The organism is Streptomyces sp. NPDC058637 (assembly GCF_042717325.1).
In the GTDB taxonomy this organism is placed as follows: domain Bacteria; phylum Actinomycetota; class Actinomycetes; order Streptomycetales; family Streptomycetaceae; genus Streptomyces.
Genome location: NZ_JBHXRD010000002.1, coordinates 292,951 through 318,176 on the forward strand (window position 1 = coordinate 292,951; position 25,226 = coordinate 318,176).

Sequence of the window (25,226 nt, forward strand, 5' to 3'; positions counted from 1 at the left end):
ATGAAGGAACAGACCCAGGACGCCCCCGAGCTCGACGCCGTACTCACCGGAGTCGGCCCACGGCTGCGCCGGCTGCGCAAGGACCGGGGGGTGACGCTCGCCGCGCTCTCCGAGGCGACGGGGATCTCCGTGTCGACCCTCTCCCGGCTGGAATCCGGCGGCAGACGCCCCAGCCTGGAGCTGCTGCTCCCGATCGCGCGGGCCCACGAGGTACCGCTCGACGACCTGGTCGGCGCGCCGCCCGTCGGTGACCCGCGGGTCAGGGCCAAGCCGATCGTGGTGGGCGGGCGGACCGCGCTGCCGCTCACCGGCAGGCCGGGCGGGCTCCAGGCGTACAAGTTCGTCCAGGAGGCGGGCTCCTGCGAGCAGCCCGAGCAGCGCACCCACGAGGGGTACGAATGGCTGTACGTCCTCTCCGGCCGGCTGCGGCTCCTGCTCGCCGAGCACGACCTGGTGCTGGGTCCCGGCGAGGCGGCCGAGTTCGACACCCGGCTGCCGCACTGGTTCGGGCCCGCGGGCGACGGGCCGGTCGAATTCCTGAGCCTCTTCGGCCCTCAGGGCGAGCGGATGCACGTCAGGGCCAAACCGAAGCGCTCCTGACCGGGCGGGCGGCGCGGCCGGGAGCACTCGCGTCTGTCGCGCCCGGGTGTCTCCGCCAGGGCCGCGGTGGGGGCGCCCGGAGCGTTCCCGTACCGGCCTCGAACGGCATGGCCCGAAGTGTTCCCAGGGGAGCAAGCGACCGCTTAGTATGCCCCGGAGCAGTGGTAATGCCGACAGTGTTGTGGAGGCCCCTCATGCAGGCATGGCGAGTGCACCGGAACGGCGAGCCGAGCGAGGTGATGGAGCTCGAAGAGACGGACCGGCCCACGCCCGGCGACGGGCAGGTGCTGCTGAAGGTACTCGCGGCGAACATCAACTTCCCCGACGCGCTGCTCTGCCGCGGGCAGTACCAGGTCAGGCCCCCGCTGCCGTTCACGCCCGGAGTCGAGATCTGCGGTGAGACGGAGGACGGGCGCCGGGTGCTCGCCACCCCCGCCCTGCCCGACGGCGGCTTCGCCGAATACGTCGTCGCGGACGAGGCCGCGCTGCTGCCCGTCCCCGACGCGCTGGACGACGCCGAGGCGGCCGCACTGCACATCGGCTACCAGACCGGATGGTTCGGCCTCCACCGCCGCGCCCACCTGCGGGCGGGCGAGACCCTGCTGGTGCACGCGGCCGCCGGGGGGGTCGGCAGCGCGGCGGTCCAGCTCGGCAAGGCGGCCGGTGCCACCGTCATCGGAGTCGTCGGCGGACCGGAGAAGGCCGCGATCGCCCGCGAACTGGGCTGCGACCTCGTCATCGACCGCCACGGCGAGGACATCGTGGCGGCCGTGAAGGAGGCCACCGGCGGGCGCGGCGCGGACGTCGTCTACGACCCCGTCGGCGGGAACGCCTACGCCAAGTCCGTGAAGTGCATCGCCTTCGAGGGCCGCGTCGTCGTCGTCGGCTTCGCGAGCGGGACCATCCCCGCCCCGGGCCTCAACCACGCCCTGGTGAAGAACTACTCGATCGTCGGCCTCCACTGGGGCCTGTACAAGACCAAGGACCCGGCCGCCGTCCGTGCCTGCCACGACGAGCTCACCGAGCTCGCCTCGCAGGGAGTCGTCAAGCCCCTGGTCAGCGAGCGGCTCCCGATGGCCGACGCCGCACGCGGCGTCCAGCGGGTCGCCGACGGCACGAGCACCGGCCGTATCGTCGTCCTTCCGGCGGGAGGCACCCGATGAGCACCGCCATCGACACGGCGGAGATCCGCCGGCGCACCCGGGAGTTCCTGGCCGCGCACCCTCCGGCCACCACGGACCGCACCGAGTTCCTCCGGGCCCGCTTCGACGCCGGCCTCGCCTGGGTGCACTACCCGCTCGGGCTCGGCGGACTCGACGCGCCGCGCTCCCTGCAGCCCGTCATCGACGGCGAACTCGCCGCCGCACAGGCCCCCGACAACGACCCGCGCCGCATCGGCATCGGCCTCGGCATGGCCGCGCCGACGATCCTCGGCTACGGAACCGACGAGCAGAAGCAGCGCTTCCTGCGCCCCCTGTGGGTCGGCGAAGAGGTGTGGTGCCAGCTCTTCAGTGAGCCGGGCGCCGGGTCCGACCTGGCCGCACTCGGTACGCGGGCCGTGCGGCAGGAAGGGGGTGACTGGGTGGTCGACGGACAGAAGGTATGGACCTCCAGCGCCCATGTGGCCCGCTGGGCGATCCTCATCGCCCGCACCGACCCCGACGTCCCCAAGCACCGGGGCATCAGCTACTTCATCTGCGACATGACCGACCCCGGTGTCGAGGTGCGGCCGCTGCGCCAGATCACCGGCGAGGCCGAGTTCAACGAGGTCTTCCTCACCGGCGTACGCATCCCCGACAGCCGACGGCTCGGACCCGTCGGTGACGGCTGGAAGGTCGCCCAGACCACCCTGATGAACGAGCGCGTCTCCATCGGCGGTGCCCGGATCCCCCGTGAGGGCGGCATGATCGGGACCGTCGCCGAGACCTGGCGCGAACGCCCCGAGCTGCGGACCCACGACCTCCACCAGCGGCTGGTCACCCTCTGGGTCGAGGCCGAGGTCGCCCGGCTCACCGGAGAGCGGCTGCGCCAGCAGCTCGTCGCCGGACAGCCCGGCCCCGAGGGCTCCGGCATGAAGCTCGCCTTCGCCCGCCTCAACCAGGAGATCAGCGGGCTGGAGGTCGAACTCCTCGGCGACGAGGGCCTGTTGTACAGCGACTGGACCATGCGCCGCCCCGAGATCGTCGACTTCACCGGACGCGACGCCGGATACCGCTACCTGCGCTCCAAGGGCAATTCCATCGAGGGCGGTACGAGCGAGGTCCTGCTCAACATCGTCGCCGAGCGCGTACTCGGCCTGCCCGTCGAACCGCGCAACGACAAGGACGTCGCCTGGAAGGATCTCGCCCGATGAACGCACAGAACGAACCCGCGCAGGCGCCCGACCTGCTCTACTCGGAGACCGAGGAGGACCTGCGGTCCGCCGTGCGCTCCCTGCTCGACGACCGGGCCGACGCGCCGACGGTGATCGCCGGGATCGAGTCCGACACGCCGTACGACCTGCGGCTCTGGGAATCGCTGGCCGCCGGGATCGGCGCGGCGGGGCTGCTGGTGCCCGAGAAGCTGGGCGGACAGGGCGCCACCCACCGCGAAGCCGCCGTGGTCCTGGAGGAGCTCGGCCGCAGTGTCGCCCCCGCCCCGTATCTGACCAGCGCGGTCGTCGCGACCGAGACCCTCCTCGCGCTCGACTCGCAGGACGGCCCGGTCGGCGCACTCCTGGGCGACCTGGCCGCGGGCCGCAAGGTCGCCGTCCTCGCCCTGCCGTTCGCGACACCCGCCGCCGGCGCCGCGGCGGCCATGACCGGCACCCTCGACCGGACCGTGACCGGTGTCGCCGAGGCAGTCGCGGCCGACGTGCTCCTGGTGCCCACCGCCGACGGCCTGTACGCGGTGGAGACCGGCACCGGCGGTGTCGCCGTCGAGCCGCTCGTCCCGCTCGACCTGACCCGCCCCCTCGCCGCCGTCACCCTCACCGGGGCGGCCGGAACACTTCTCGCGGCGCCGGGGCCCGCGACGCGCGCCGTGACCAAGGGGCTGCTGAGCGGTGCCGGACTCCTCGCCTCCGAACAGCTCGGGCTCGCCGAGTGGTGTCTGACCGAGACCGTCCGGCACACCCGTGAACGCCACCAGTTCAACCGGCCGGTGGGATCGTTCCAGTCGCTCAAGCACCGGATGGCCCAGCTCTGGCTGGAGGTCGTCTCCGCCCGGGCCGCCGCCCGGAACGCGGCGGACGCACTGGCGACCGGCAGCCCCGACGCACCACTCGCGGTGGCGGTCGCCCAGGCGTACTGCTCCAGGGTCGCGGTCCACGCGGCGGAGGAGTGCGTCCAACTGCACGGCGGGATCGGCATGACCTGGGAGCACCCCGCGCACCTGTACCTGAAGCGGGCCAAGGCCGACTCGATCGCGTACGGCACGGCGGGACGCCACCGTGAGGCCGTCGCCGAACTCGTGGAGCTGGCGGCCCCGTAGGCGGGAACCCGGAGCGGGGGCACGTGACCACGTGCCCCCGCTCCGGCGTGCCTACGCCGGGCACGCGGGTAACAGCAGGCGCAGCGCAGCCGACCGGCGGACGACGGCCCCTCCAACTCTTGGCAGGTACCTGCCTTTCTGATCGGCCGGGGCTCCATACTCGTCGCGTCCCCCCGCCCGCTCTGCCCGCTCATCGCCTCAGGGAGACCCCATGGCACACCTGACCCGCCGCAGAGTCGTCAGCACCGTACTCGCCACCGCAGCCGCAGGCGCCTTCGTCCCCGCCCAGACGGCCGCGGCGGCGCCCGCCCGGCCGCCGGGCCCGCGCCCGCTGACCCACGCCCACGCGCACAACGACTACCTGCACCCGCGCCCCCTCCACGACGCTCTCGCGCACGGGTTCACCAGCGTCGAGGCGGATGTCTTCCTCGTCGACGGCGAACTGCTCGTCGCCCACGAGGCGAGCGGCCTCGACCCGGCCCGCACCCTCACCTCGCTCTACCTGGACCCGCTGCTCGCCCGGGTCAGGGCGAACCACGGCACGGTCCACGCCGGACACCGCACGCCGCTGCAACTGCTGATCGACATCAAGAGCGACGGAGCCGCGGCCTACCTCGCACTCGACGAGGTACTACGGCGCCACCGCCACATCCTGACCCGCTACAGCCACGGCCGGGTCCGCGCCGGAGCCGTCACCCCCGTCATCTCGGGGGACCGGGCCGCCCGCGTCCCGATGGAGGCGCAGCTCACGCGGTACGCCTTCTACGACGGCCGGCTCGACGACCTCGGCACGGCGGCGCCCGCGTCCTTCATCCCGCTCATCAGCGCCAACTGGACCCAGAACTTCGGCTGGCAGGGCACCGGCCCCTTCCCCGCCGCCGAACGGGACAGACTGCGGGACCTCGTCGCCGCCGCCCACGCCAAGGGGCAGCGCGTCCGCTTCTGGGCCACCCCCGACACGGCCGGCCCCGCCCGGACCGCGGTATGGGACGAGCTGCTGGCGGCGAAGGTGGACCACCTCAACACAGACGACCTGGAAGCCCTGGAATCCTTTCTCCGCCACCGCGACTAGCGCCCGTCGATGGGAGGGTACGGACGCGAAAAGCGGGCATAAGGCCCGTATTTCAATCCCTCTCCTCCCGTTGACCGACCTCCGTCACCGTGTGTTACCGCCCGTTCGGCGGGCATGGCAGTCCGCCGGACGGCCTCCCCGCTGCGCCAGACTGGCGGCCGAATGCCGCAATTCCGGCGCGGCGGAGGAGGTTGGCCATGGCCATTACGATCTCACTGGTGCTCTTCCTGCTGATTTTCGCGGTGATCTTCCTGCGTAACGGCGGACTCAAGGTCTCGCACGCGATCGTCTGCGCGCTGCTCGGCTTCCTCATGGCCGGTACGAGCATGGCGCCCACCATCCACGAAGGGATCACCGCCACCGCGAACGTGGTCAGCGGCCTGCACCCCTGACCCCACGCACGCTCCGGGTGCGAGACAATCGACTCGATCGCGGCAGAGCGCCGCGCGGGACCCGCACAGGGCGATACGGTCGCTGTCGGGCCCTCGCGCACGCTCGGTCGACCTGGCCAGGACCTGATCGCTCCTCGCCACGCACCTGGAGAACGCAGCAATGTCATTTCCGCAACCCGGACGGCAGCCGGGCGCCGCCCATCACGAACACTGCAACAGCGCCCTCTGCTGCCGCTGCCAGCAGCGGCAGTGGTCGACGCACCTCGGCAACGAGCGCCTCTGCGGCCCCTGCGCCGCCTGCTGCCGTGACTGCGGCCGGGCTCCCGCACCCCACCTGGACGGCCTCGACGGGGGATTCTGCGCGGAATGCCGCGGACAGTGCGGCCGGTGCGGCAGCAGACTGCCCGTGGAAGGCCCCTGCGGCTGCCGGAAGTGGAAGGAGCGAGGCGCCACCACCCCCGTCGGATACGTCCTGCAGGCATTTCCGCAGCCGCTGCTCCAGGCCCTCGCCCACCGCACCCCCCCGTCCGTGTACGACCTGGTCCACCAGGAGCTCGCCCGTCGCACCCCCGACCAGCTCCTGGACCGGGTGGAACGGCGGTGGAACGTCCGCTGGGCCCACGCCCTTCACGAGAAGGACGAGGACGGCCGGCGCCGCTGGGCGCCGCAGGAGATCGCCGAGGCCCTGGTGAGCCCGGGCCGGTGCGTGGACCCGCAGTGCGAGGACGGCTACCTGGTCACGAGCGACACCCCGTGCGGACAGTGTCTGCGCCCCACACACCGCTTCGTCACCGCGGTAGCCGACCGTACGGCGACCACCGCGCACGCGAGGGCCAGTGCCGCCCGGATCCGCCGGGCACTCGTGGAGGGCCGCTCAGTCAAGCCCGGCACGCCACGCCCCCCGCGCTGACGCCCGGAAGTCCTCAGGACGCGCCGGCCGATGCCGCGACGTCCCGGTCCAGCGCGGCCCGCACCAGAGCCGCGGCGAGGACCGCGGGATCCCGGCCCCTCGCCAGCCGCGTCAGCCCCGCCGACGAGGTGGGCAGACCCAGCCGCTCCGCACCCTGCAAGGCCTTCGCGTCGAGGTAGGGAGCCGTCTCGGGCCACACCGTCTGCACCTCGCGCAGGAAGATGTCCGCACCTGCGGGACCCACTCCGGGAAAGCGCTGCAGTGCCTTCCGCAACGCTCCGGTGTCACCCTCGGCGTCCCTGCGAAGGTGCCGCAGATCCCCGCCGTGCTCGTCGAGCAGGAGTACGGCGCCGTCACCCAGCTGGGTCGCGGTGCGTTCGTCGTACCGGCGGTACCCGCCCTCACCCAGCGCGCCTACACGCTGCTGCCACGTCGCGTCCGCCATCCGGCGCGGGGTGCGCATCCCGTGCGCGTACAGCGCCAGGGCGGCGGCCACGGCGACCGAGGCGCGGATACGGGCGCTCAGCAGGTCGCTCAGCACCAGGAGCTGGTACAGCGGCTGAGGCGTGTCGCGCAGCCGGATGCCCGCCTCGGCCGCGTAGGTGGTCCCGTGCAGCTCCAGCAGCGCGTCCAGCGTCCCGCGGTCACTCATCGGCGGCCCTCACCACGCGCGGTCCGACGCGCCCCGCGCCGTCCTCACGTGAAGCCGAAGATTCGGGCGATGAAGTAGCCGGCGACGACGAGCGAACCGAACAGCACGGTCGCGGCCCAGAAAACGGGATGCTCCCAGATGCCGCCGTCCGGACGCTCGACGTGCGCCTCGCTGATGCACCCTTCGCCCGGAGGCGTCTCGCCGGGGGGCGTGAGCGGGCGCGCGGGCGACAGGGAACTCGGGGGGATGTGTGAGACAGCCATACCTCCACCATCCCCCCGCACCGCCGGGTCCGCACCGCGGGTACGCACGGGCGGCACCTGGATGCGTCCGTACGGAGCGTGCCTGCCCTCCCGACCGCTGCGACGCCCCGGGACGGGGCACCGGTAAGGAATGCCTGGAGTATCGGCGCCCGCGCCCGTCATCAAGCTCGTACAGCGCACCACCGAGCCCGCCGCCACGCAGGTGCTGCGGTCCACCGCCGCGGCCGTCATCGCCTTCGTGGTGGCCCAATGGGCGCTGCCCGAGCCACATCCGGCGCCCCTGACCGCCCCGCTCACGGCCCTCCTCGTGGTGCAGGTGACGCTCTACGCCACACTCACCACGGGGATCCGACGGGTGAACTCGGTCATCGTCGGCGTACTCATCGCCAGCGGGTTCAGCTCCCTGGTGGGGCTGAGCTGGTGGAGTCTGGGTCTGACGATCTTCACTTCGCTGCTGATCGGGCGCTGCGTCAGAGTCAACGAGTTCGTGGTCGAGGTGGCCATCAGCGCGATGCTGGTGCTCGGCGTCTCCCAGGTCGCCGACACCGCCTGGGAGCGGGTGTTCGAGACCCTGGTCGGGGCGGGGGTCGGGCTCCTGTTCAACCTCCTGTTCGCGCCGCCGGTCTGGGTCGAGACTGCGGGCGCCTCCATCAGCGGCATGGGGAAGCGGATGGGCAGCATGTTCCGCACCCTCGGTGAGGAGATCGGCGGCAACCACCCCGTACCGAAGGCGGCCGCGCGTCTGCACGAGGCCCGTCGGCTGGACCACGACATCGTGGAGGTGGACGCCTCGCTGCGGCAGGCCGAGGAGAGCCTGATGCTCAACCCCCGGGTCCGCCAGGGGCTGCTGTACCGCGTGGTCCTGCGGACCGGACTCGACACGCTGGAGATCTGCGCCGTGGTGCTGCGCGTACTGACGCGCACCCTGACCGACCTGGCCAAGGCACGTACCGAGGAGGAGCTCTTCCCGGCGGACGTGGCCGTACTCCTGCGGGAACTCTTCGGACACATGTCGGACGCGATCGAGGGGTTCGCGGTGATGATCACGACACAGATCGCCGCCAGCGGGGAGGAGGCCGAGGAGCGCCTCGCCGAGGCACTCGGCCGCAGTCGCGCGACACGCGACCGGGTGGCCGACCTGCTGCTCGCGAACGTCCAGGAGCATCCCCGGCAGTGGCAGCTGCACGGGGCCCTCCTCGCCGAGATCGACCGCATCCTCGACGAACTCGACATCGACAAGCGCACGGAACGCCTCGGTGAAGAGCTCGACCGCCGCGCGGCGGACGTACACGAACGCCACCCCCGCATCCAGACGGTGCTCCGCCGACTGCGCGGCGCCACGCGGAACCGTCCGCGCGCGGAGGCCTGAGCGGGCCTCGCAGGCGAGCGTTCCGGTCACCCCGATGCGGCGAACGGCTGCTCAGCCCAGCCGGGCGGCCGGTCCCTCCGGTACGTCGGACGTCCGGCCCCTGCGGGCGCCCCCGCCCTCCTCACCCCGTCCGTGCGGCGGCGGTGGCCGGTGTCGCACCACGGGTCCATCCGGCTCCGCCGGAAGGTACAGACGGCGACGACGAACCGGTTCGACCCGGCCACCGTGCCGTCGGGACAGGTGACTTCCACGGGCCCTTCGATCAGCGGAGGGCCTTCGCCCGTCCGTCGACAGAGATCCCGCGAGGACGTTCAGGGACGTTCGGCACGGATGACCACCAGTTCCTCCGTCGTTTCGCCCCGGCCGACCAGGCCCGACTCCCTCAGCCACCGGAGTCTGGACCGCAGCACGGGCCCGAGGGGGACGTGCGCGCGGTCGCTCACCCGTGCGTGCAGACCGGCGTCCGACAGGCGGCGCAGGGTCACGTCGCTGTCGCACAGGCCCGAGTGGACCATCAGCAGGAGGCCTCCGGGACGCAGCGCGGCCGGAGCCGCGCCGCAGACACGGTCGAGGACCGCACGCCCGTCGCTCCCGGCGTCCCACGCCCGCGCGGGACCACGCCCCGGCAGCCGGCCGATGGGGGACGGGACGTACGGCGGATTGCAGATCACCAGGTCGTAGGACCTGCCGGGCAGCGCGGCCAGGAGATCGCTGCGCTGCACGGTGACGCGCCGCCGGTGCAGCAGCGCGTTCAGCCGCGCGGTCATCACGGCCCGCCGCGCGATGTCCACGGCCGTCACCCGCGCCCCCAGCCGCGCCGCGTGCAGGGCGAGCGCACCGCTGCCCGTACCGAGGTCCAGGACGTTCGTGCCGGGGCCGATCTCCTCCCGGTCCAGGGCCGCCATGAGGAGGCGGGTGTCGTGCTGCGGCGCGTACACGCCGGGGAGCGTAAGCAGCCGGTCCGGACGGGCCGGTTCCTCGGTCAGTTCCGCGGACATCCAGGACTCCTCGAATCCATGAATCGACTTGATGACTCCGAGCGCGGTGCCCCGATGGAGGGCCTCCGATGCGGTGGCACCGGATGCGTCACCGCGCACCCGTGGGAAAGGGCGGTACGAGTGGCCGGCTCAGGTCCGCCAGTCCGCCAGTCCGCCATCAGCCGTTCCCCGAGCCGGTCCTCCGGACAGGAGGTCGCGGTGATCCCGAAGGCGATGTCGGCCGCGAGCTCCGGTTCGTCGTCGAGCAGCCCGCCGATGACGTCCCGGCGTACCACCTGCTCGTGCACCGCGTCGGCCTCGACGTGCTCCGTGTGGAAGAACTCCGCCGCAGGCCCCGCCCCCGTCCGTTTCATGGCACGGGCCAGGCGACGGGAAGCGGGTGAGGAGGTGATCTCGACAGCGGCGAGATGCCCCACCAGCGCCGCGCGCAGCCGCCGGTGCAGGACTCAACCGCGGCAGCACCCAGGCGTGCGGATCGGCCTCCTTGAGGTGGTACAGGGAGCGCTGCACCGCGTAGGCGCGCAGGTGCCGCAGCTCGCCCCGGTCCTGCAGGAACCACGAGAGCCCGGTCCCGTGGACCGGCTCCACCAGCAGGCCGGCCAGCACGTCGTCCAGATCCGGCGGTCCCGTGGCGTCGGCACGCAGCGCGGGGAGGAAGCGTTCCTCCAACTCGGCACGAACGGTGAGCAGCCCCGGGTCCCACTCCAGCTCCGGGCGCACGCCGGCGAAACCCCGGTAGTGGAGCTCGTAACAGACGTACAGCGCCAGCTGCGGATCGGCCCCGTACGGATCGCTGTCCCCGGCGGCACCGGGATCCGGCAGAGGCGCGTCACCACGCAGAAGGCCGATCACGCCCGCCGACACCGGGCCGCGCGCGCGTGGAAGGGAAGGTCCGGTGTGCTGATCGGACATAGATCCTCCTGCCTCCGTCGTCCCCGGAAGCCACTCGGGTATCGGCACCGTGATCGACTGTACGCCCGACGTCCCGCGGCAGCCTTCCGGCGTGTGCCGGGCCCGCGGGCCCGGCACAGGGTTCGCCCGCCCGAGCCGACGGGCGGCAGCACCGGCGGGCGTGCCCTCGGGGACCTGCTCCGACCGGCGAGCTGCTCGGAGGACTCGCACCCGCCGGTACGGACTCGGCCGAACCGGGGGCGAGCGGAGGGCGGTGCCGGGTACGCAGGGCGGGCGCGTGCCCGGCCGGGCGTTCCCGCGCCAGGGCCCCCGCCGCCCGCACCCGCCGGTACGGACTCGCGCCCGCCGGCACGGTCAGCCGGCCGCCTTCCCGCGGGTCCATTCCAGCAGCCGGTCCGCCGTCCACGTGGTGATGACGCGGTCGGCCGGGACGCCGCACTCCGCCGCCCGCGCGCAGCCGTAGATCTGCCAGTCCAGCTGCCCCGGCGCGTGGGCGTCCGTGTCGATGGAGAAGAGGACACCGGCGTCGACCGCCCGGCCGATCAGGCGGCGCGGCGGATCGAGCCGTTCGGGCCGGCAGTTGATCTCGACCGCCGTCCCCGCCTCCGCGCACGCCGCGAAGACCCCGGCGGCGTCGAACTCCGACTCCGGGCGGGTCTTTCCGCCCAGGAGGCGCCCCGTGCAGTGCCCGAGCACATCCGCGTGCGGATCCCGTACGGCCGCGAGCAGCCGCTTCGTCATCGCCGCCGCGTCCATGCGCAGCTTCGAGTGAACGGAGACGACCACCACGTCGAGGCGTTCCAGCAGCTCGGGTTCCTGGTCGAGGGACCCGTCCGGCAGGATGTCGCACTCGATTCCGGTGAGGAGGCGGAAGGGCGCCCACCGCTCGTTCAGCTCCGCCACCACCTCCAGCTGATGGCGCAGGCGCTCCGGCGACAGCCCGTTGGCCACGGTCAGCCTGGGGGAGTGGTCGGTGAGAACGGTCCACTCGTGGCCCAGCGCCGCCGCCGTCCTGCCCATCTCCTCGATCGGACTTCCGCCGTCCGACCAGTCGGAGTGCGTATGGCAGTCGCCGCGCAGAGCCGCCAGCAACGCCTCACCCCCCTGGGCGAGCGGTTCCGAGGCCTCCGCCTCCAGCCGCTCCAGGTATCCGGGTGTCGCACCGGTCAGCGACTCCCGGATCACCTCCGCCGTCCGGGGCCCGATGCCCCGCACCGATTCGAGGGAACCCCGAGCCACCCGGTCCGCGAGCTCTCCCTCGCGCAGGGCGTCGACCGAGGCGGCGGCCGTACGGAAGGCCTTCACCCGGTACGTGGCCGCGTGGGACCGCTCCAGGAGGAAGGCGATCCGTCGCAGGGCATCCGACGCCTCCACGGTCAGGGCCTCGCCGTGTGGTCGGGATGCCCATGGGTGCGTCGGGCCTGCTTCATCTCTGCCTCGTACAGGTGCTGCCGTCCCGCCACGAGCTCCCGCCTCACCCGGGCCTCGACCTCGACGAACGGCCGGTAGTAGGTCGCGTCGTACGCCTCGACGATCTGGTAGGTCCAGCAGCCCGGAATGACGTTGCGGCCCAGGATCTCGCGCTCCACCAGGTCGGCATGGCCCGCGTGGCCGGCCGTACGGAGCAGTTCCACGGCCCGGTCGAGGGTGAGGTCCGCGCCGCCCGTCAGCTGGTGGAAGTCGTAGAGGCGCCCCCTGGCCCGCTCCACCGACTCCAGCGCCTCCGTCAGCGCGCCGAGCGCCTCGACCGTCGTGTCGTCGACGCCGGGCGGGCGCTCGTGCCCTTCGTCGCGTTCGTCCTCGTCACGATTTCCCGTCATGTCTACGACTGTGCACGCGCCCTGTGTGCCGCGTCCTGCCGACGGGCCGATGGGGTGAGCCGCAGAGAGCCCCGGGGAGTCGGGCGCGGGTCCGCGTCCGAACGTCGGCCATGTTTCGAGCGGGACGGCTCCGGGCACAGGCCCTGTGGCGCGGGAGCGCTCCCACGCCGGTCATTCCCCCCACTCCCGAAGGTGGAGATCATCGCATGAATTGTCATGATCACCTCAAGTTACGTCGCGTGATGCCACGGCTGGGCGGTGTGCTCGTCGCCGCGCTTCTCTGTCTGCTGCCATGGACAGGCACCGCGAGTGCCCACGGCTCCGTCGTCGACCCGGCCTCCCGCAACTACGGCTGCTGGCTGCGCTGGGGCAGCGACTTCCAGAACCCGGCCATGGCACAGGAGGACCCCATGTGCTGGCAGGCTTGGCAGGCCGACCCGAACGCCATGTGGAACTGGAACGGGCTGTACCGCAACGGCTCCGGCGGCGACTTCCCGGCAGCCGTGCCGGACGGCCAGCTGTGCAGCGGTGGCCGTACCGAAGGCGGCCGCTACAACTCCCTGGACACCGTGGGTGCCTGGAAGACCACGGACATCGGCGGCGACTTCACCGTCAAGCTGTACGACCAGGCCAGTCACGGCGCCGACTACTTCCAGGTCTACGTCACCGAAGAGGGATTCGACCCCGCCACCGAGCCGCTGACGTGGGGAGACCTCCAGCTGGTCGCGGAGACCGGCAGCTACGGGCCCAGCCAGAACTACGAGATCCCGGTGAGCACCTCCGGCCTCAGCGGCCGTCACGTGGTGTACACCATCTGGCAGGCCTCGCACATGGACCAGACGTACTTCCTGTGCAGTGACGTGAACTTCGTCTGACGCACACCTGTCCCGCCGGATCCCCCTGTCCGGCAGGACTCCGCGCGCGGATCCCGCCGTCCGGCGGGGTCCGCGCCGCCCCGTCGGCGGTGACCGGGGCGGTCCGTCGGCGGTGACCGGGGCGGTCCGGGGCCGATTGGCGAGGAACGCCCGTTCGGCCTACGGTCGATGGGTGAACGCTCCCGTTCACTCAAGGCTCGGACGGCCCGAATCGCGGTAACTCGATGACGGAATCACCGGCGAAAACCTCGACCCTTGCCGAATCTCCGGAGCGGGGCCACGGCAGGGGAATCGCTCTTCTCGTCATTGCCTCGTGCCAGCTGATGGTGGTCCTCGACATCACCATCGTGAACATCGCGCTTCCGCACATCCAGACCACGCTGGGCTTCTCGACCGAGAGCCTGTCCTGGGTGATCAACGCCTACACGCTGACCTTCGGCGGGCTGCTCCTGCTCGGTGGCCGCCTGGGCGACATCCTCGGGCGCCGCAGAGTCTTCGTCTTCGGCGTCCTGCTCTTCGTGTTCGCCTCGCTGCTGGGCGGACTCTCCCAGGAATCCTGGCAGTTGCTCGCCGCGCGCGCCCTGCAGGGCGTCGGCGGCGCGATCGCCTCGCCGACCGCGCTCTCGCTCATCACCACGACCTTCCGGGAAGGTCCGGAGCGCAACCGGGCGTTCGGCGTGTTCGCCGCCGTCTCCGCCGGCGGCAGCGCGATCGGGCTGCTCGCGGGCGGGGTCCTGGTGGAGTGGCTCGACTGGCGCTGGGTCTTCTTCGTCAACGTGCCCATCGGGCTGCTGATCGCCTTCGCGACACCCCGGTACATCAAGGAGTCCGAACGCCACCCGGGCCACTTCGACGTCCTCGGCGCGCTCACCTCCACCATCGGCATGGTGCTCCTCGTCTACGGCTTCATCCGTGCCTCGGAGGACGGCTGGAGCGACAGCCTGACCATCGGATCCTTCCTCGCGGCCGTCGTGTTCCTGGGATTGTTCCTCGCCGTCGAGAGCCGGTCGAAGCAGCCCATCACCCCCCTGAAGATGTTCCGCGACCGCAATCGCGCGGGCACCTACGGAATCATGCTGAGCCTGGCTGCCGCGATGTTCGGCATGTTCTTCTTCCTGACGCTCTTCGTGCAGAACGTCCTGGACTTCAGCCCGCTGAGGGCCGGGCTCGCCTTCCTCCCCGTGAGCGCGGTCATCGCGGTCAGCGCGGGAATCGCCTCGAAGCTGCTGCCCAGGTGGGGCCCGAAACCCTTCATGGTGGTGGGCGCGGTCCTGGCGGCGCTGGGGCTCGGCTGGCTCACGCTGACCGACGTCCACAGCTCGTACCTGGGGAGCATCCTGGGGCCCACCATCGTCTTCGGCTTCGGCATGGGCATGCAGTTCGTGTCGGTGACGCTGATGGCGGTCTCCGGAGTGGCCCCCCGTGAGGCGGGAGCCGCGTCCGGGGTCCTCAACGCCACCCAGCAGGTGGGCGGATCGCTCGGCCTGTCCATCCTGGTCACGGTCTTCGGTACGGCCAGCCGTAACGAGGCCACCGAACAGGTGCCGAGCTTCCTCGCCGAAGCGACCCCCGCCCAGCAGCAGGAGTTCCGCAGGACCGGCGAACTCCCCGCCCCCTGGGGCGACCAGGTGCTCACCTCGGGAGTGTCCAGCGCGTTCGTCGTCGCCGCCGTCATGGCCGTCATCGCCGCGCTGATCGCCCTGCTGGTCATCCAGGTACGCGCCGGGGACCTGGAACGACTGCGCGGCGCAACGGTGATGCCGGCCGTCGACGCGGAGGACGTACCGGAGGACGTCACGGGCGAATCGGCCCCGGTACGCGGCGACCGGGGCGGACGTGGGCCCGGCCGGCTGAGGGACGGGGACGCGGGCCCGGCCGGCTGACGGACGTACGAGGCCGTAGTGGGCCTCCGGCGCCCGGGCGCGGGACGGTCAGAGCAGGTTGACGAGGCGGATGTAGCGCACCCAGTCCCAGTTCGCCCCCGGATCGGTGTGGTCACTCCCCGGGACCTCGTGGTGGCCGATGATGTGGGCGCGGTCCTTGGGCAGGCCGTAGCGGTCGCAGATGTCCGCGGTGAGCCGGGCCGACCGCTCGTACATCGCGTGGGTGAAGTAGGCGGGCTCGTCCACCCAGCCCTCGTGCTCGATGCCGATGCTGCGGGTGTTGTAGTCCCAGTTCCCCGCATGCCAGGCGATGTTCTCCTCGCGGACGCACTGGGCCACGAAGCCGTCCCCCGAGCGCACCACGTAGTGGGCGGAGACCCGCTTGGCCGGATTCCGGAAGATGTCGACCGTTTCGGTGAACGTCTGCTGGGCGACGTGGACGATCACGAAGTCGACCGGGAACGCCGAAGGGCGGCTCGACACCGTGTAGTTGGACGGGGACGCGGGAGCCCAGTGGGCCGACGGGTAGTCCGTGCCGGCCGTCGAGGAGGCCACCGCGCGGGCCGAGGCCGGAAGAAGGGCCACCGCGGCGGTGGCCGCCGCGCCCTGCAGGATCCTTCTGCGCCGCATCGACTCCCCCTCGCGCGGGCGACGTCAGCACACCGGACCGCGTCGCCCCCGCGCGGCCGGGTAACGCCTCACCCTACGGGGCGCGCCACGCACGGAGAAGGGCGCGGCGTGCCGGAGCCGCGACACACACGCGGTCGCCGGGCACGGCACGGGAGATGTGCCCGGCGACCGCGTGCCGTTCACCGGGTCGGGCCGACCAGCGGGCGGGGCAGCTTCAGCAGGGTCACCGACGTCTCGACACCGCTGTCCACCAGGCGGCCGTTCGCGTCGAAGGCCTCGGCACCGTCCGTCATCCCGAAGTCGTTGTCGTTGATGAGCGCCAGGGTGTCCCGGCCCGTCACCGCCACGCCCTCGATCTTGCCGGGAACGCCCTCGATCGTGCCGAGGTCGACCACCAGGCTCTTGCGCAGCACCCGGACCCCGGACGCGGAGGGGTCCGTCAGCTCCTCGTACGCGGGCGAGGTGGCCGGGTCGTCCCACACCGATCCCAGGATGCCGGCGCCACGGGGGAGCGTCACCCGGTGCAGCCTGGCCGACCTGTCCGTGCGCTCCTCCACCAGCAGGCTGTCGCGGCCGAGCGCGACGACCGAGGAGATCTTCAGCTCGGAGGTGTCGTCCTCACCGGGGTCGACGACCTCCACCGGGTCGAAACGGTACGCGTACTCGGCGGTCACCTGCTGCTTCTTCGTCGAGAAGCGCAGGAAGCGGACGTTGCGCGACTCCTCGCCCGCGTCCTCGTCCGGGAGCGACAGCGGACTCTGCACCGCGAGGACCAGATCGCCGCCCGGCAGCAGCGCCAGCCCCTCGAAGCCGCGGTTGGCCTTGCGGTGCAGCAGCACGCCCGGCAGCGCCTCGACGACCCGGTAGTCGGCGCCCTTCAGCTCCAGGCCCTCCGGGACGTACCGCGTCAGGACCCGGCCGCGCGAGGACACGTGGACGAGTGACGGACCGTACTCGTCGACCAGCCAGAACGACCCGTCCGCCGCGCGGACGATGCCCTCGGTGTCCAGCCCGTTCGGGTTGTACGCGAGCGGGGTCAGCGCGTCATGGGAGTACGGGGCCTCGTCGCGGCTCGCCTGGTTCGACAGACCCGTCACCGCGGCGCCGGAACGCGTCGTCAGCGGCAGGGAGTCCAGCACCTCCACGCGCTCGCCGGCGACGCGGATCCTCACGATCGCGGGGTCGAAGCCGGGCACCGCGAAGGTACGGCGCTTCTTGCCGTCGACCTTGATCTGGCCGTTGGGACCGCGGTCCGTCACCGTCCAGAACTCGCCCTTGCGGCCCGCCGGGTAGATGTCGCTGCCGATGCCGCCCAGCATCACACCCCGGTCGTCGGAGACCGAACCCGGCAGCAGGCCGTTGCTGAATCCGGCCAGCGGGACATCGCCGAGCACCGCACTGCCGGTGACCCGTGCCGTGCGCTCCGGACGGTCGGCAGGGCCGTGGCGGTCCTGGGACAGCGCGGTTCCCGCCACACAGACCGTGGAGAGCAGGGCGAGCGGCAGCCCGACGGCGAGGGAACGACGGACAACGCGCGCGGACATGGGGCCTCCTGGCGGCACGGACTCGGTGATCGAGCGCAAGGCTCTGCCCCCACCCTCAACACCTGGTGACATCGAGTTGAACGTGCGGGCAGCAGGTGACGAACGGGGCGACGCGTGCGCCGCCCCGTCCGGATCTCAGGCCTCCGGAAGCGTGCCCGCCAGCGCACCCGCCGGATCGTCGTCCGCGGGCCCGGCCGGAACCCACCGGCTGCGCTCCTTGCGATACGGCCACCAGCGTCCGTCCGGCCCGTACCGCAGCTGTGCGTCGGAACCCACCACCGTCCAGCGGTTCCGCTCGGCGCGCAGCTGCGGGCGCTCGCCCGCCTCCCAGGCCGCGGCGAGCCGCGCCCGCGCCCGTGCGAGCTCCTCCGGGCCGGGCAGCCACTCCTCGTCGTACACGGCGAGGCCGACGGTCCCGCCGTAGCGCCAGGCTCGTACCGCGGCGTCGAGCGCGGCAGGCTGCCTCCCCGAAGCCATGGCGAGCCGCGCGGTGATCCGCGCCTCCGGACGGGTGGTGGCAGCCAGCCGCACGGCGTCCTGCTCCGGGGTCAACACCGTCGAGGGCGGTTGGTGTTCGTGCCCCTCGGCGACGCAGTCCGTCAGCATGGCGAAGGCCCGCACGGCGGCGTCGGCCGCCAGGATCTCCAGCGCCGCGGGATCGACGTCCGACCCCGGGTCCGTCTCCGTGTCCAGCGACGGCGGAAGGCCCGGCTCCGCGGGCAACGGCGGCGGCGGTGGCAGCGGCGGCAGGATGTCCCGCGCCGCGAACGCCTCGTCGGCCCGGACCCCGGGCGGAGCACCGGCAGGCTCCGCCCCCCGCGCGTCAGGGCCACGCGCCCCGCGCGCCGCGCTGCGCGCCTGGAGCTCGTCGAGCAGCCGCCGCTCACCCCTGCCGCGCAACAACAGCAGGACGAACGGGTCCTGGTCCAGCAGCCGCGCGACCTGGTAGCACAGCGCTCCCGTGTGCGGGCAGTGGTCCCATGCCTCGCAGCTGCACTCCGGTTCCAGGTCACCGATCCCCGGCAGCAGATCGACCCCGGCCGCCGCCGCGTCCTCCACCAGGTGCGGCGGCATCTCACGGTCCAGCAACGCGGCGATGTGACCGGCGCGTTCGGACGCCATGTCCAGGAAGCGGTCCCAGTCCTCCTCGTCCAGCCGCTGGAGCAGCACATCACTGCGGTACGCGGTCGAGTCGCGGTCCTGCACCACCGCGGTGATCCGGCCGGGCCGCACGGAGACGGCGCCGACCCTGCCCGCCCGCGCCAGCATCCGGCCCTTCTTCAGCTGCTGACCGTCCAGGGCGGTGTCCTCCAGCGCCTTCAGCCAGGCCTGCCCCCACCAGGAGTAGGCGAAGCCGCGACCCGGTGCGGGCGGCAGCGCGGCAAACGTACGCTCCGGCTCGTGACCCTCGTTCATCGTGCGCCCCCTCGAAGCTCGACCAGATCGGCCAGTTCCGCGTCGGTCAGTTCCGTCAGCGCGGTCTCACCCCCGCCGAGCACCGCGTCCGCGAGCCCCTGTTTGCGGACCAGCATGTCGGCGATCCGGTCCTCGATGGTGCCCTCGGCGATCAGCCGGTGCACCTGCACCGGCTGCGTCTGCCCGATCCGGTACGCACGGTCGGTGGCCTGCGCCTCCACGGCCGGGTTCCACCAGCGGTCGAAGTGCACGACGTGCCCGGCACGGGTGAGGTTGAGCCCCGTGCCCGCCGCCTTGAGCGACAGCAGGAACACCGGCGCCTCGCCCGCCTGGAAGCGGTTCACCATGGCCTCCCGTTCGGCCACGGGTGTCCCGCCGTGCAGGAACTGGGTCCGCACCCCGCGCGTCGCCAGATGCCGCTCCAGCAGCCGTGCCATCCGCACGTACTGGGTGAAGACCAGCACGCTCGCGCCCTCGGCCAGAATCGTGTCGAGCAGCTCGTCCAGCAGCTCCACCTTCCCGGACCGGTCCACGATCCGGGGCCGCTCCTCCTTGAGGTACTGCGCCGGATGGTTGCAGATCTGCTTGAGGGCCGTCAGCAGCTTCACCACCAGCCCGCGACGCGTGAAACCGTCGGCGCCCGCGATCTCCGCGAGGGTCTCCCGTACCACCGCCTCGTAGAGACCCGTCTGTTCGGCGGTGAGCGACACCGCGCGGTCCGTCTCCGTCTTCGGCGGCAGCTCCGGGGCGATACCCGGGTCGGACTTGCGGCGACGCAGGAGGAACGGGCGGACCAGCGCGCCCAGCCGCTCGGCCGCGGCGGGGTCGTTGCCGCCCTCCACCGCGCTCGCGTACCGGGTGCGGAACGTACCCAGCCGGCCCAGGAGGCCAGGTGTCGTCCAGTCGAGGATCGCCCACAGCTCGGAGAGGTTGTTCTCCACGGGCGTACCGGTGAGCGCGACACGGGCCCGGGCGCCGATGGTCCGCAGCTGCTTCGCGGTCGCCGAGTGCGGATTCTTGACGTGCTGCGCCTCGTCCGCGACGACCATGCCCCAGGAGGCCCGCGCGAGGCGCGCCGCGTCGAGACGCATCGTGCCGTACGTGGTCAGGACGAACTCGCCGTCCGCCAGGCCTTCCAGGGAACGCGCGGCACCGTGGAAGCGGCGCACCGGCGTGCCCGGGGCGAACTTCTCGATCTCCCGCTGCCAGTTGCCCATCAGGGAGGTCGGGCACACCACGAGCGTGGGGCCCGCGGCCGACCCGATGCCCTGCCGGTGCAGATGCAGCGCGATCAGCGTGATGGTCTTGCCGAGCCCCATGTCGTCGGCGAGGCAGCCGCCGAGGCCGAGCGACGTCATCGTGTGCAGCCAGTTCAGGCCACGCAGCTGGTAGTCGCGCAGGGTCGCGGCGAGCGAGGGCGGTGGGCCGACCGTCTGCCGTTGTGACGACTCCGGATCGGCGAGCTGCTCACGCAGCTGTTCCAGCCAGCCTGTCGCGGCCACCTCCACCCGACGCCCGTCGATGTCCGTGGTCCCCGTCAGCACGGCGCTCAGGGCGTCGATCGGGGTCACCTTGCGGTCCCTGGCCTCGCGGGCGCGCCTGGTCTCCTCCGGATCGACGAGGACCCACTGGTCACGCAGCCTGACGAGCGGCCTGCCCGCCTCGGCGAGACGGTCGAGCTCCGCCCGGCTCAACCTGTCGTCGCCCAGCGCGAACCGCCAGTCGAACGCGAGCAGGGCGTCGGCCGACATCAGGGACGGCATCTCCGACGTCCGCCGCGCGCCCGAGGGGCCGTCCCCCTCGTCGGCCGGGCCGATCACCGCACGCGCGGTGAGCCTCCTGGCGAGTTCCTTGGGCCAGTGCACCTGTACACCCGTCGCGGCGAGGGTGCGTGCGGCGGGGCCCAGCAGTTCGGCGATCTCCTCGTCGGCCGGCTCGACGGCGTCCGGCACCGCGGCCGAGAGCAGCGGCGTCAGCGGCGGCCAGGCACGGGCGGCGCGGCGCAGCGCCAGCAGGGCGTCCATCCGGGCACGCGGCCCGAACAGTGAGGCGGCGGGGGCGCGGTCCGCCCAGACGTCCGCGGCGTCGGCGACCAGCGAAGGGTCCTGGACGCTGTGGATCTGCAGGACGGCGCGGAACGCCGGGCCACCGCCCGTACCGTCCTCGTCCGCCCGGTCCAGTCCGGACACCTCGACGCGCAGCGAGAGCCGCACGCCGGCGTCGTGCCCGGCGGCCACATCGGCAGCCCACGGCCGGAGCGCGGGCAGGTGCCGTACGCCGGGGGCGGCGAACGCGGGTCCGCCCGCGGCGTACTCGGCGGCGGGCGAGCGCGGCAGCCCGTCGGCCACCGCGTCGAGGAACGACCGCAGCAGGGGTTCCGGTTCGGCCAGCACGATCGGGTCGGCGGCCGCGTCGAGCGGCATTGCGTGGGCACCGGGCGGCATGGACGCCGCCAGTACCCGGATCCGCTCCAGGTCGTCCGCCGTCAGGGGACCGACGCGCCAGGCGTCGTGATCGGCGGCGCTCAGCCCCGGCAGCAGGAGCCCGCGCGCGACCAGTTGCAGGGCGAGTACCCCGGCGGCACCCCAGAACGCCGTCGCGGCAGACGCGTCCGCGCCCACGCGCGCACGTGTGAGTACCGGGAGCGCGTCCCGTACGGGCAGGTGCAACGCCGGAACCACGCAGGGGCGGAGGTCGCTTCCGACGACGGTCAGCTCGGCCGAACTCCCGGGATCTCCGGGCGGGGTGCTACCGTCCGGGTTCCAGAACGCGATCAGGCCGGTACGGGCCGGATCCGCGGGGAGGAAGACTGCGGAGCAGCGGGAGAGTTCAGAGATCTCGTTGAGTGTGGCCGCAGGGAGCCTGTGCACAGCGATGTCAGATTCCTCAAATTTGACTAGTGGGCCCGGGGTCGCCGAGGGTACCCCACTCACGGCCCGTTCCGGGAGAAACGCACAGTGACCCACCTCACGTGTTTCTGCCTTCTGAAGCTTGGGTGCGGCCTGCACCACCACCGGGCACGGGGGCTTGCCCCCGTACAGCCGGGGTGATGGCGCCATGGCTGCCACAGGCCCGCCATCCGTACGCTTGACGAGGTCAGTGCAGATGCCCAGAAACCGGAGACGTCATGCCCCAGGCGGTAGCCACCGTTGCGCAGAACACCCGCGACGGATCGGAGGGTCCAGCAGGTCAGCAGAGCTCCGGCAGTGATTTCGCACCACTCCTCAAGACCGTCAGGGGCCAGGGGCTGCTGGAGCGCCGCATCGGCTGGTACGCGGCGGGCATCGCCGTCAACCTGGTGGCCCTCGGAGCGGTGATCACCGGCATGGTGCTCCTCGGCGACACCTGGTGGACCCTCCTCCTCGCCCTGCCGCTGGCCATCGTGTGGACCCGCACCGCCTTCGTCGGGCACGACGCCGGCCACGCCCAGATATCCGGCGACCGCAAGGTCAGCCGGATCATCGGATTCGTGCACGCCAACCTGCTCCTCGGGATGAACGAGGCCTGGTGGAACGACAAGCACGTCCGCCACCACGCCAACCCCAACCACATCGACAAGGACCCCGACGTCGGCGTCGGCGCCCTGGTGTGGACCCAGAAGCAGGCCGCCCAGCGTGAGGGCTTCGCCCGCTGGCTCACCCGCAACCAGGCGCGCCTCTTCTTCCCGATGCTGCTCCTCGAAGGCATCGCCCTCAAGATCTACGGCTTCCAGTTCCTGCGGCGCCAGCCCGCACGCGAACGAGTCCTCTCCGGCCTCCTGCTGGTCGCACACCTGGCCCTGTACGCGACGCTGCTCCTCACCGTCCTGTCACCCGGCAAGGCCGTCGTCTTCGCCCTCGTGCACCACGCGATCTTCGGCCTGCACCTGGGCATGGCGTTCGCGCCCAACCACAAGGGCATGGAGATGCCCGACCCGGACGGCGACCGCTGGGGCCACCTGCAGCGCCAGGTCCTCACCTCGCGCAACGTCCGCGGCTCCATCCTCACCGACTGGTTCCTCGGCGGCCTGAACTACCAGATCGAGCACCACCTCTTCCCGAGCATGCCCCGCCCCCACCTGCGCCTGGCGCAGCCCATGGTCAAGGCGCACTGCGCGGAGATCGGGATGCCGTACGCGGAGACCGGCCTCATCGAGTCCTACCGGCAGGCCCTGGCGCACATGCACGAGGTCGGCGAACCCCTGCGGTAGACATCCGGGGCCCGGTCCGAGGAACCGATGGGCGGGCACAGGCGTTCACACACCAGGAGCGGCTCCGGCCGCGGAGGAGGCACGGATCATGTCGAACGGTGCAAAGATCGCCATCGGGGGCGTCGTCGCGGCAGTCATCCTGATTCCGTTCATCGGATTCTGGTGGTCGCTGCTGGTCCTCATCGGAGTGCCCGCGGTGGGCTACCTGATGCTCGACCCCTCCCAGCGACGCAGGCTCCGCAGGGTCAGCCGTAAGGAGATAGGGCGCTGAACAGTACGGTCGCGGCGGTGAGCAGCAACGACGTGTACGCGTTCACCAAGCCGAACAGGGACAGCATCACGCTCCTGGCCGGACTCGGCGTGGAGGGAGACGTCCACGCCGGGGTCACGGTCAAGCACCGGTCCAGGGTCGCCCAGGACCCGACGCAGCCCAATCTGCGCCAGGTCCACCTGATCCATCAGGAGCTCTTCACCGAGCTGCGGGACGCGGGATTCGAGGTCGCCCCGGGCGACCTCGGGGAGAACGTCACCACCGCCGGGATCGACCTCCTGGCCCTCCCCGCGGGGACCTTGCTGCACCTCGGCGACGAGGCCGTCGTCGAGGTGACCGGACTGCGCAACCCGTGCCTGCAGATCGACATCTTCCAGGACGGCCTGCTCAAGCAGGTCGTCGGCCGGGACGGGACCGGCGCCGTCGTCCGCAAGGCCGGAATCATGGGCGTCGTCGTGGTCGGCGGAGTCGTGCGGCCGGGCGACCCGGTCAAGGCGGACCTGCCCGCCGAGCCGCACCGCCCGCTGGAACGGGTCTGAGGGCTGTCCCGTCATCCTTGATGGACCGGCGCGCGGCGTCGGATGCGGTGCACCGCACGGCGGATGGGCGTCCGCATACTGGATGTGTTCGGGCGTTCCGACAGCGCTGCGAGGTGACGCGGCTGTCGGGTGCGCCCGCCAGGGGCAACGGGACGGCCCTGGGCGACCCGGACGGCCCGGCGCGGTCCTGGCCGTCGTCGGACACGCCGCTGAAGGGCTCGCGCGCGGTGTTCGGCGTCCGGCCGCACGACCCCGCGGACGCGCAGCGCGAGACGTAACCGGTCGCGCGGACGGTGAGCTTCCGCGCCCACCGCATGACGCCCGGGGACGCCTTCGCGCACCGGGGTGGATCAGGCCGGCCTGACCGCCAGCTCGTCCAGCGACTCCAGCAGCCCCGGCAGTTCGGGTCCCCGGCCGACGGGCAGGACCTCGCCGGGCTCCTCGTCCATCAGGACGAAGGCGATGTCGTCGGTCCTGGCGACCAGGGACCATCCGGGCCCGTCGACGCGCAGCGTCCGGGCCCCGCCGGGGGCGAACGCCGAGCGTATCCGCCCGGGCGGGGGAGGCTCGGTCACGTACGCACGGGCCTCCGCGAGTACCCTGCGTACCCCGGGATGCCGCCCGGAGCCGTCGCCCGCGGAGTCATCCGGCGCGTCCGAGGCAATCAAGGCTTCCGACAAGTCCCCTGCAGCCTGCTCGTCCTCCGGCGCCTCCGTGTCGCCCGGTGTCTTCCCGTCCGCCCGCCCGAACGCGGTCCCGTCGTCGATCTGCTCACGCCAGGCGGCCCACCGCAGGGCGATCTCGTCCGCGCCGAGGCGCCGTTGGGCCGGCCCCCAGGCCGCGGTGTCCGGCGGCGCCAAGGGCGCCGGGTCCGTCCCCTCGGCAGCCGGATCCGGCTCAGGGTCGTGCGGCGCGGGCACACCGGGCGCCGCGACCGCCAGGGCCAGCGGCCAGCCCGGCAGCGCGCACACCACCGAGCGGTCGTCGGGGGAGAGGTCGTACTCCATGCCGCAGTCCCAGGAGGCGATGGCGACCGCCACCAGGGAGACGTCCTCGACGACGACCGTCCAGCGGGCGCCGCCGCCGTCCTGGCCGAGGACGAGACCGTACCCCTCCGCGTAGGGTTCGAGGCCGAGCGCACCGCACGCGGCCACGTAGTCGTCCCCGAGCACGCTCGGGAACTGCGCGGGGGTCAGCAGCACCGCGGTCAGCACGAACAGCGCGTCCTCGTCGGCGACCGTGTCGTCCGTCCCGGCCACAGCACCCTCCTCGTCCCATGTCGTCCGGTCCATCGTCACTCTCTCCGTCGGCGCACCCTAACTACTCGGTAACCTTGCCGTCGAGGCCCTGACGAGGGATATCGCCCCCGCGACGGGCGGCGGCATGCCACCGTTCCGGCGTGCCGGCACCCGTCTCGCAC

General features: G+C 72.3%; 25 protein-coding genes and 1 pseudogene. 14 read left to right on the forward strand and 12 right to left on the reverse strand.

The features are described from left to right. From ACFWVP_RS03360 to ACFWVP_RS03390, 7 genes are all read left to right on the forward strand, one after another. Entirely contained in the window at positions 1–600 is a 600-nt protein-coding gene (locus tag ACFWVP_RS03360; RefSeq protein WP_384493306.1) for a helix-turn-helix domain-containing protein, read from the forward strand. A gap of 194 nt (positions 601–794) precedes the next feature. After that, a complete protein-coding gene (locus ACFWVP_RS03365; RefSeq protein WP_384493232.1) occupies positions 795–1,763 on the forward strand; it encodes an NADPH:quinone oxidoreductase family protein in 969 nt (322 codons plus the stop codon). Further along, on the forward strand, positions 1,760–2,953 hold the full coding sequence (locus tag ACFWVP_RS03370; protein WP_384493233.1) for an acyl-CoA dehydrogenase family protein: 1,194 nt from the start codon (positions 1,760–1,762) through the stop codon (positions 2,951–2,953). Before ACFWVP_RS03365 ends, ACFWVP_RS03370 begins: the two co-directional genes overlap by 4 nt. Next, positions 2,950–4,071, forward strand: coding sequence for an acyl-CoA dehydrogenase family protein (locus ACFWVP_RS03375; protein ID WP_384493234.1), 1,122 nt, complete (start codon positions 2,950–2,952; stop codon positions 4,069–4,071). Before ACFWVP_RS03370 ends, ACFWVP_RS03375 begins: the two co-directional genes overlap by 4 nt. A 211-nt stretch (positions 4,072–4,282) precedes the next feature. Further along, complete coding sequence (locus ACFWVP_RS03380) at positions 4,283–5,143, forward strand: phosphatidylinositol-specific phospholipase C/glycerophosphodiester phosphodiesterase family protein (RefSeq protein ID WP_384493235.1); 861 nt, start codon at positions 4,283–4,285, stop codon at positions 5,141–5,143. A 197-nt stretch (positions 5,144–5,340) separates the two neighbouring features. After that, positions 5,341–5,535, forward strand: coding sequence for a hypothetical protein (locus tag ACFWVP_RS03385; RefSeq protein WP_384493236.1), 195 nt, complete (start codon positions 5,341–5,343; stop codon positions 5,533–5,535). 160 nt (positions 5,536–5,695) lie between these two features. Beyond that, complete coding sequence (locus tag ACFWVP_RS03390; RefSeq protein WP_384493237.1) at positions 5,696–6,445, forward strand: hypothetical protein; 750 nt, start codon at positions 5,696–5,698, stop codon at positions 6,443–6,445. Positions 6,446–6,458: 13 nt separating this feature from the next. Here the strand turns inward: ACFWVP_RS03390 and ACFWVP_RS03395 are convergent, their stop codons facing one another. Next, the gene (locus ACFWVP_RS03395; protein WP_384493238.1) at positions 6,459–7,097 is read right to left on the reverse strand and encodes an endonuclease; all 639 of its coding nucleotides are present in this window, start codon (positions 7,095–7,097) and stop codon (positions 6,459–6,461) included. A gap of 44 nt (positions 7,098–7,141) precedes the next feature. Further along, positions 7,142–7,360: a hypothetical protein gene (locus ACFWVP_RS03400; protein WP_384493239.1), complete on the reverse strand. Its 219-nt coding sequence runs from the start codon at positions 7,358–7,360 to the stop codon at positions 7,142–7,144. 130 nt (positions 7,361–7,490) lie between these two features. Between ACFWVP_RS03400 and ACFWVP_RS03405 the strand changes: the two genes are divergently transcribed. After that, positions 7,491–8,729 (forward strand): aromatic acid exporter family protein, encoded by a 1,239-nt coding sequence (locus ACFWVP_RS03405; protein ID WP_384493240.1) that lies wholly within the window; start codon positions 7,491–7,493, stop codon positions 8,727–8,729. Between the two features lie 26 nt (positions 8,730–8,755). On the opposite strand, the gene ACFWVP_RS03410 is transcribed toward ACFWVP_RS03405, so the two are convergent. The 5 genes and pseudogenes from ACFWVP_RS03410 to ACFWVP_RS03430 form a co-directional block, all read right to left on the reverse strand. Beyond that, a complete protein-coding gene (locus ACFWVP_RS03410) occupies positions 8,756–8,980 on the reverse strand; it encodes a CDGSH iron-sulfur domain-containing protein (protein WP_384493241.1) in 225 nt (74 codons plus the stop codon). 60 nt (positions 8,981–9,040) lie between these two features. Next, complete coding sequence (locus tag ACFWVP_RS03415) at positions 9,041–9,727, reverse strand: HemK2/MTQ2 family protein methyltransferase (RefSeq protein ID WP_384493242.1); 687 nt, start codon at positions 9,725–9,727, stop codon at positions 9,041–9,043. Further along, positions 9,712–10,639, reverse strand: a pseudogene (locus ACFWVP_RS03420) (iron-containing redox enzyme family protein). The gene ACFWVP_RS03415 and the pseudogene ACFWVP_RS03420 overlap by 16 nt, the downstream one beginning before the upstream one ends. 354 nt (positions 10,640–10,993) lie before the next feature. Next, positions 10,994–12,013: a PHP domain-containing protein gene (locus ACFWVP_RS03425; RefSeq protein ID WP_384493243.1), complete on the reverse strand. Its 1,020-nt coding sequence runs from the start codon at positions 12,011–12,013 to the stop codon at positions 10,994–10,996. Positions 12,014–12,015: 2 nt separating this feature from the next. Next, positions 12,016–12,459 carry a hypothetical protein gene (locus ACFWVP_RS03430; RefSeq protein WP_384493244.1) on the reverse strand — a complete coding sequence of 148 codons (444 nt, stop codon included), beginning with the start codon at positions 12,457–12,459 and terminating at the stop codon, positions 12,016–12,018. 206 nt (positions 12,460–12,665) lie between these two features. Between ACFWVP_RS03430 and ACFWVP_RS03435 the strand changes: the two genes are divergently transcribed. Both ACFWVP_RS03435 and ACFWVP_RS03440 read left to right on the forward strand, forming a co-directional pair. After that, a complete protein-coding gene (locus ACFWVP_RS03435; RefSeq protein ID WP_384493245.1) occupies positions 12,666–13,334 on the forward strand; it encodes a lytic polysaccharide monooxygenase in 669 nt (222 codons plus the stop codon). A gap of 224 nt (positions 13,335–13,558) precedes the next feature. Then, on the forward strand, positions 13,559–15,217 hold the full coding sequence (locus ACFWVP_RS03440) for an MFS transporter (protein ID WP_384493246.1): 1,659 nt from the start codon (positions 13,559–13,561) through the stop codon (positions 15,215–15,217). 48 nt (positions 15,218–15,265) lie between these two features. On the opposite strand, the gene ACFWVP_RS03445 is transcribed toward ACFWVP_RS03440, so the two are convergent. From ACFWVP_RS03445 to ACFWVP_RS03460, 4 genes are all read right to left on the reverse strand, one after another. Then, a complete protein-coding gene (locus tag ACFWVP_RS03445) occupies positions 15,266–15,847 on the reverse strand; it encodes an N-acetylmuramoyl-L-alanine amidase (RefSeq protein WP_384493247.1) in 582 nt (193 codons plus the stop codon). 179 nt (positions 15,848–16,026) lie between these two features. Continuing rightward, positions 16,027–17,391, reverse strand: a complete 1,365-nt coding sequence (locus ACFWVP_RS03450) for an esterase-like activity of phytase family protein (protein ID WP_384493248.1) — start codon at positions 17,389–17,391, stop codon at positions 16,027–16,029. Positions 17,392–17,526: 135 nt separating this feature from the next. Next, positions 17,527–18,807, reverse strand: coding sequence for an SWF or SNF family helicase (locus ACFWVP_RS03455; protein ID WP_384493249.1), 1,281 nt, complete (start codon positions 18,805–18,807; stop codon positions 17,527–17,529). Then, positions 18,804–21,677, reverse strand: coding sequence for a DEAD/DEAH box helicase (locus tag ACFWVP_RS03460; protein WP_384493250.1), 2,874 nt, complete (start codon positions 21,675–21,677; stop codon positions 18,804–18,806). Before ACFWVP_RS03460 ends, ACFWVP_RS03455 begins: the two co-directional genes overlap by 4 nt. A 257-nt stretch (positions 21,678–21,934) precedes the next feature. Between ACFWVP_RS03460 and ACFWVP_RS03465 the strand changes: the two genes are divergently transcribed. From ACFWVP_RS03465 to ACFWVP_RS03480, 4 genes are all read left to right on the forward strand, one after another. Continuing rightward, on the forward strand, positions 21,935–22,996 hold the full coding sequence (locus tag ACFWVP_RS03465; protein ID WP_384493251.1) for a fatty acid desaturase family protein: 1,062 nt from the start codon (positions 21,935–21,937) through the stop codon (positions 22,994–22,996). Between the two features lie 88 nt (positions 22,997–23,084). Further along, on the forward strand, positions 23,085–23,267 hold the full coding sequence (locus ACFWVP_RS03470) for a hypothetical protein (protein WP_384493252.1): 183 nt from the start codon (positions 23,085–23,087) through the stop codon (positions 23,265–23,267). Beyond that, positions 23,264–23,806, forward strand: a complete 543-nt coding sequence (locus ACFWVP_RS03475) for an MOSC domain-containing protein (RefSeq protein WP_384493307.1) — start codon at positions 23,264–23,266, stop codon at positions 23,804–23,806. The genes ACFWVP_RS03470 and ACFWVP_RS03475 overlap by 4 nt, the downstream gene beginning before the upstream one ends. A 113-nt stretch (positions 23,807–23,919) precedes the next feature. Next, positions 23,920–24,084, forward strand: a complete 165-nt coding sequence (locus tag ACFWVP_RS03480; RefSeq protein WP_384493253.1) for a hypothetical protein — start codon at positions 23,920–23,922, stop codon at positions 24,082–24,084. 72 nt (positions 24,085–24,156) lie between these two features. Here the strand turns inward: ACFWVP_RS03480 and ACFWVP_RS03485 are convergent, their stop codons facing one another. Next, positions 24,157–25,065 (reverse strand): hypothetical protein, encoded by a 909-nt coding sequence (locus ACFWVP_RS03485; protein WP_384493308.1) that lies wholly within the window; start codon positions 25,063–25,065, stop codon positions 24,157–24,159. Positions 25,066–25,226 lie beyond the last annotated feature (161 nt).

What these genes read in the sequence shown, in the direction of transcription:
- ACFWVP_RS03405 (WP_384493240.1), top strand. Translation starts at nt 7,491, where the DNA reads ATGCCTGGAGTATCGGCGCCCGCGCCCGTCATCAAGCTCGTACAGCGC.
- ACFWVP_RS03465 (WP_384493251.1), top strand. Translation starts at nt 21,935, where the DNA reads ATGCCCCAGGCGGTAGCCACCGTTGCGCAGAACACCCGCGACGGATCG.
- ACFWVP_RS03430 (WP_384493244.1), bottom strand. Translation starts at nt 12,459, where the DNA reads ATGACGGGAAATCGTGACGAGGACGAACGCGACGAAGGGCACGAGCGC.
- ACFWVP_RS03400 (WP_384493239.1), bottom strand. Translation starts at nt 7,360, where the DNA reads ATGGCTGTCTCACACATCCCCCCGAGTTCCCTGTCGCCCGCGCGCCCG.
- ACFWVP_RS03360 (WP_384493306.1), top strand. Translation starts at nt 1, where the DNA reads ATGAAGGAACAGACCCAGGACGCCCCCGAGCTCGACGCCGTACTCACC.
- ACFWVP_RS03390 (WP_384493237.1), top strand. Translation starts at nt 5,696, where the DNA reads ATGTCATTTCCGCAACCCGGACGGCAGCCGGGCGCCGCCCATCACGAA.
- ACFWVP_RS03385 (WP_384493236.1), top strand. Translation starts at nt 5,341, where the DNA reads ATGGCCATTACGATCTCACTGGTGCTCTTCCTGCTGATTTTCGCGGTG.
- ACFWVP_RS03380 (WP_384493235.1), top strand. Translation starts at nt 4,283, where the DNA reads ATGGCACACCTGACCCGCCGCAGAGTCGTCAGCACCGTACTCGCCACC.
- ACFWVP_RS03435 (WP_384493245.1), top strand. Translation starts at nt 12,666, where the DNA reads ATGAATTGTCATGATCACCTCAAGTTACGTCGCGTGATGCCACGGCTG.
- ACFWVP_RS03445 (WP_384493247.1), bottom strand. Translation starts at nt 15,847, where the DNA reads ATGCGGCGCAGAAGGATCCTGCAGGGCGCGGCGGCCACCGCCGCGGTG.
- ACFWVP_RS03470 (WP_384493252.1), top strand. Translation starts at nt 23,085, where the DNA reads ATGTCGAACGGTGCAAAGATCGCCATCGGGGGCGTCGTCGCGGCAGTC.
- ACFWVP_RS03415 (WP_384493242.1), bottom strand. Translation starts at nt 9,727, where the DNA reads ATGTCCGCGGAACTGACCGAGGAACCGGCCCGTCCGGACCGGCTGCTT.
- ACFWVP_RS03440 (WP_384493246.1), top strand. Translation starts at nt 13,559, where the DNA reads ATGACGGAATCACCGGCGAAAACCTCGACCCTTGCCGAATCTCCGGAG.
- ACFWVP_RS03375 (WP_384493234.1), top strand. Translation starts at nt 2,950, where the DNA reads ATGAACGCACAGAACGAACCCGCGCAGGCGCCCGACCTGCTCTACTCG.
- ACFWVP_RS03370 (WP_384493233.1), top strand. Translation starts at nt 1,760, where the DNA reads ATGAGCACCGCCATCGACACGGCGGAGATCCGCCGGCGCACCCGGGAG.
- ACFWVP_RS03365 (WP_384493232.1), top strand. Translation starts at nt 795, where the DNA reads ATGCAGGCATGGCGAGTGCACCGGAACGGCGAGCCGAGCGAGGTGATG.
- ACFWVP_RS03395 (WP_384493238.1), bottom strand. Translation starts at nt 7,097, where the DNA reads ATGAGTGACCGCGGGACGCTGGACGCGCTGCTGGAGCTGCACGGGACC.
- ACFWVP_RS03455 (WP_384493249.1), bottom strand. Translation starts at nt 18,807, where the DNA reads ATGAACGAGGGTCACGAGCCGGAGCGTACGTTTGCCGCGCTGCCGCCC.
- ACFWVP_RS03450 (WP_384493248.1), bottom strand. Translation starts at nt 17,391, where the DNA reads ATGTCCGCGCGCGTTGTCCGTCGTTCCCTCGCCGTCGGGCTGCCGCTC.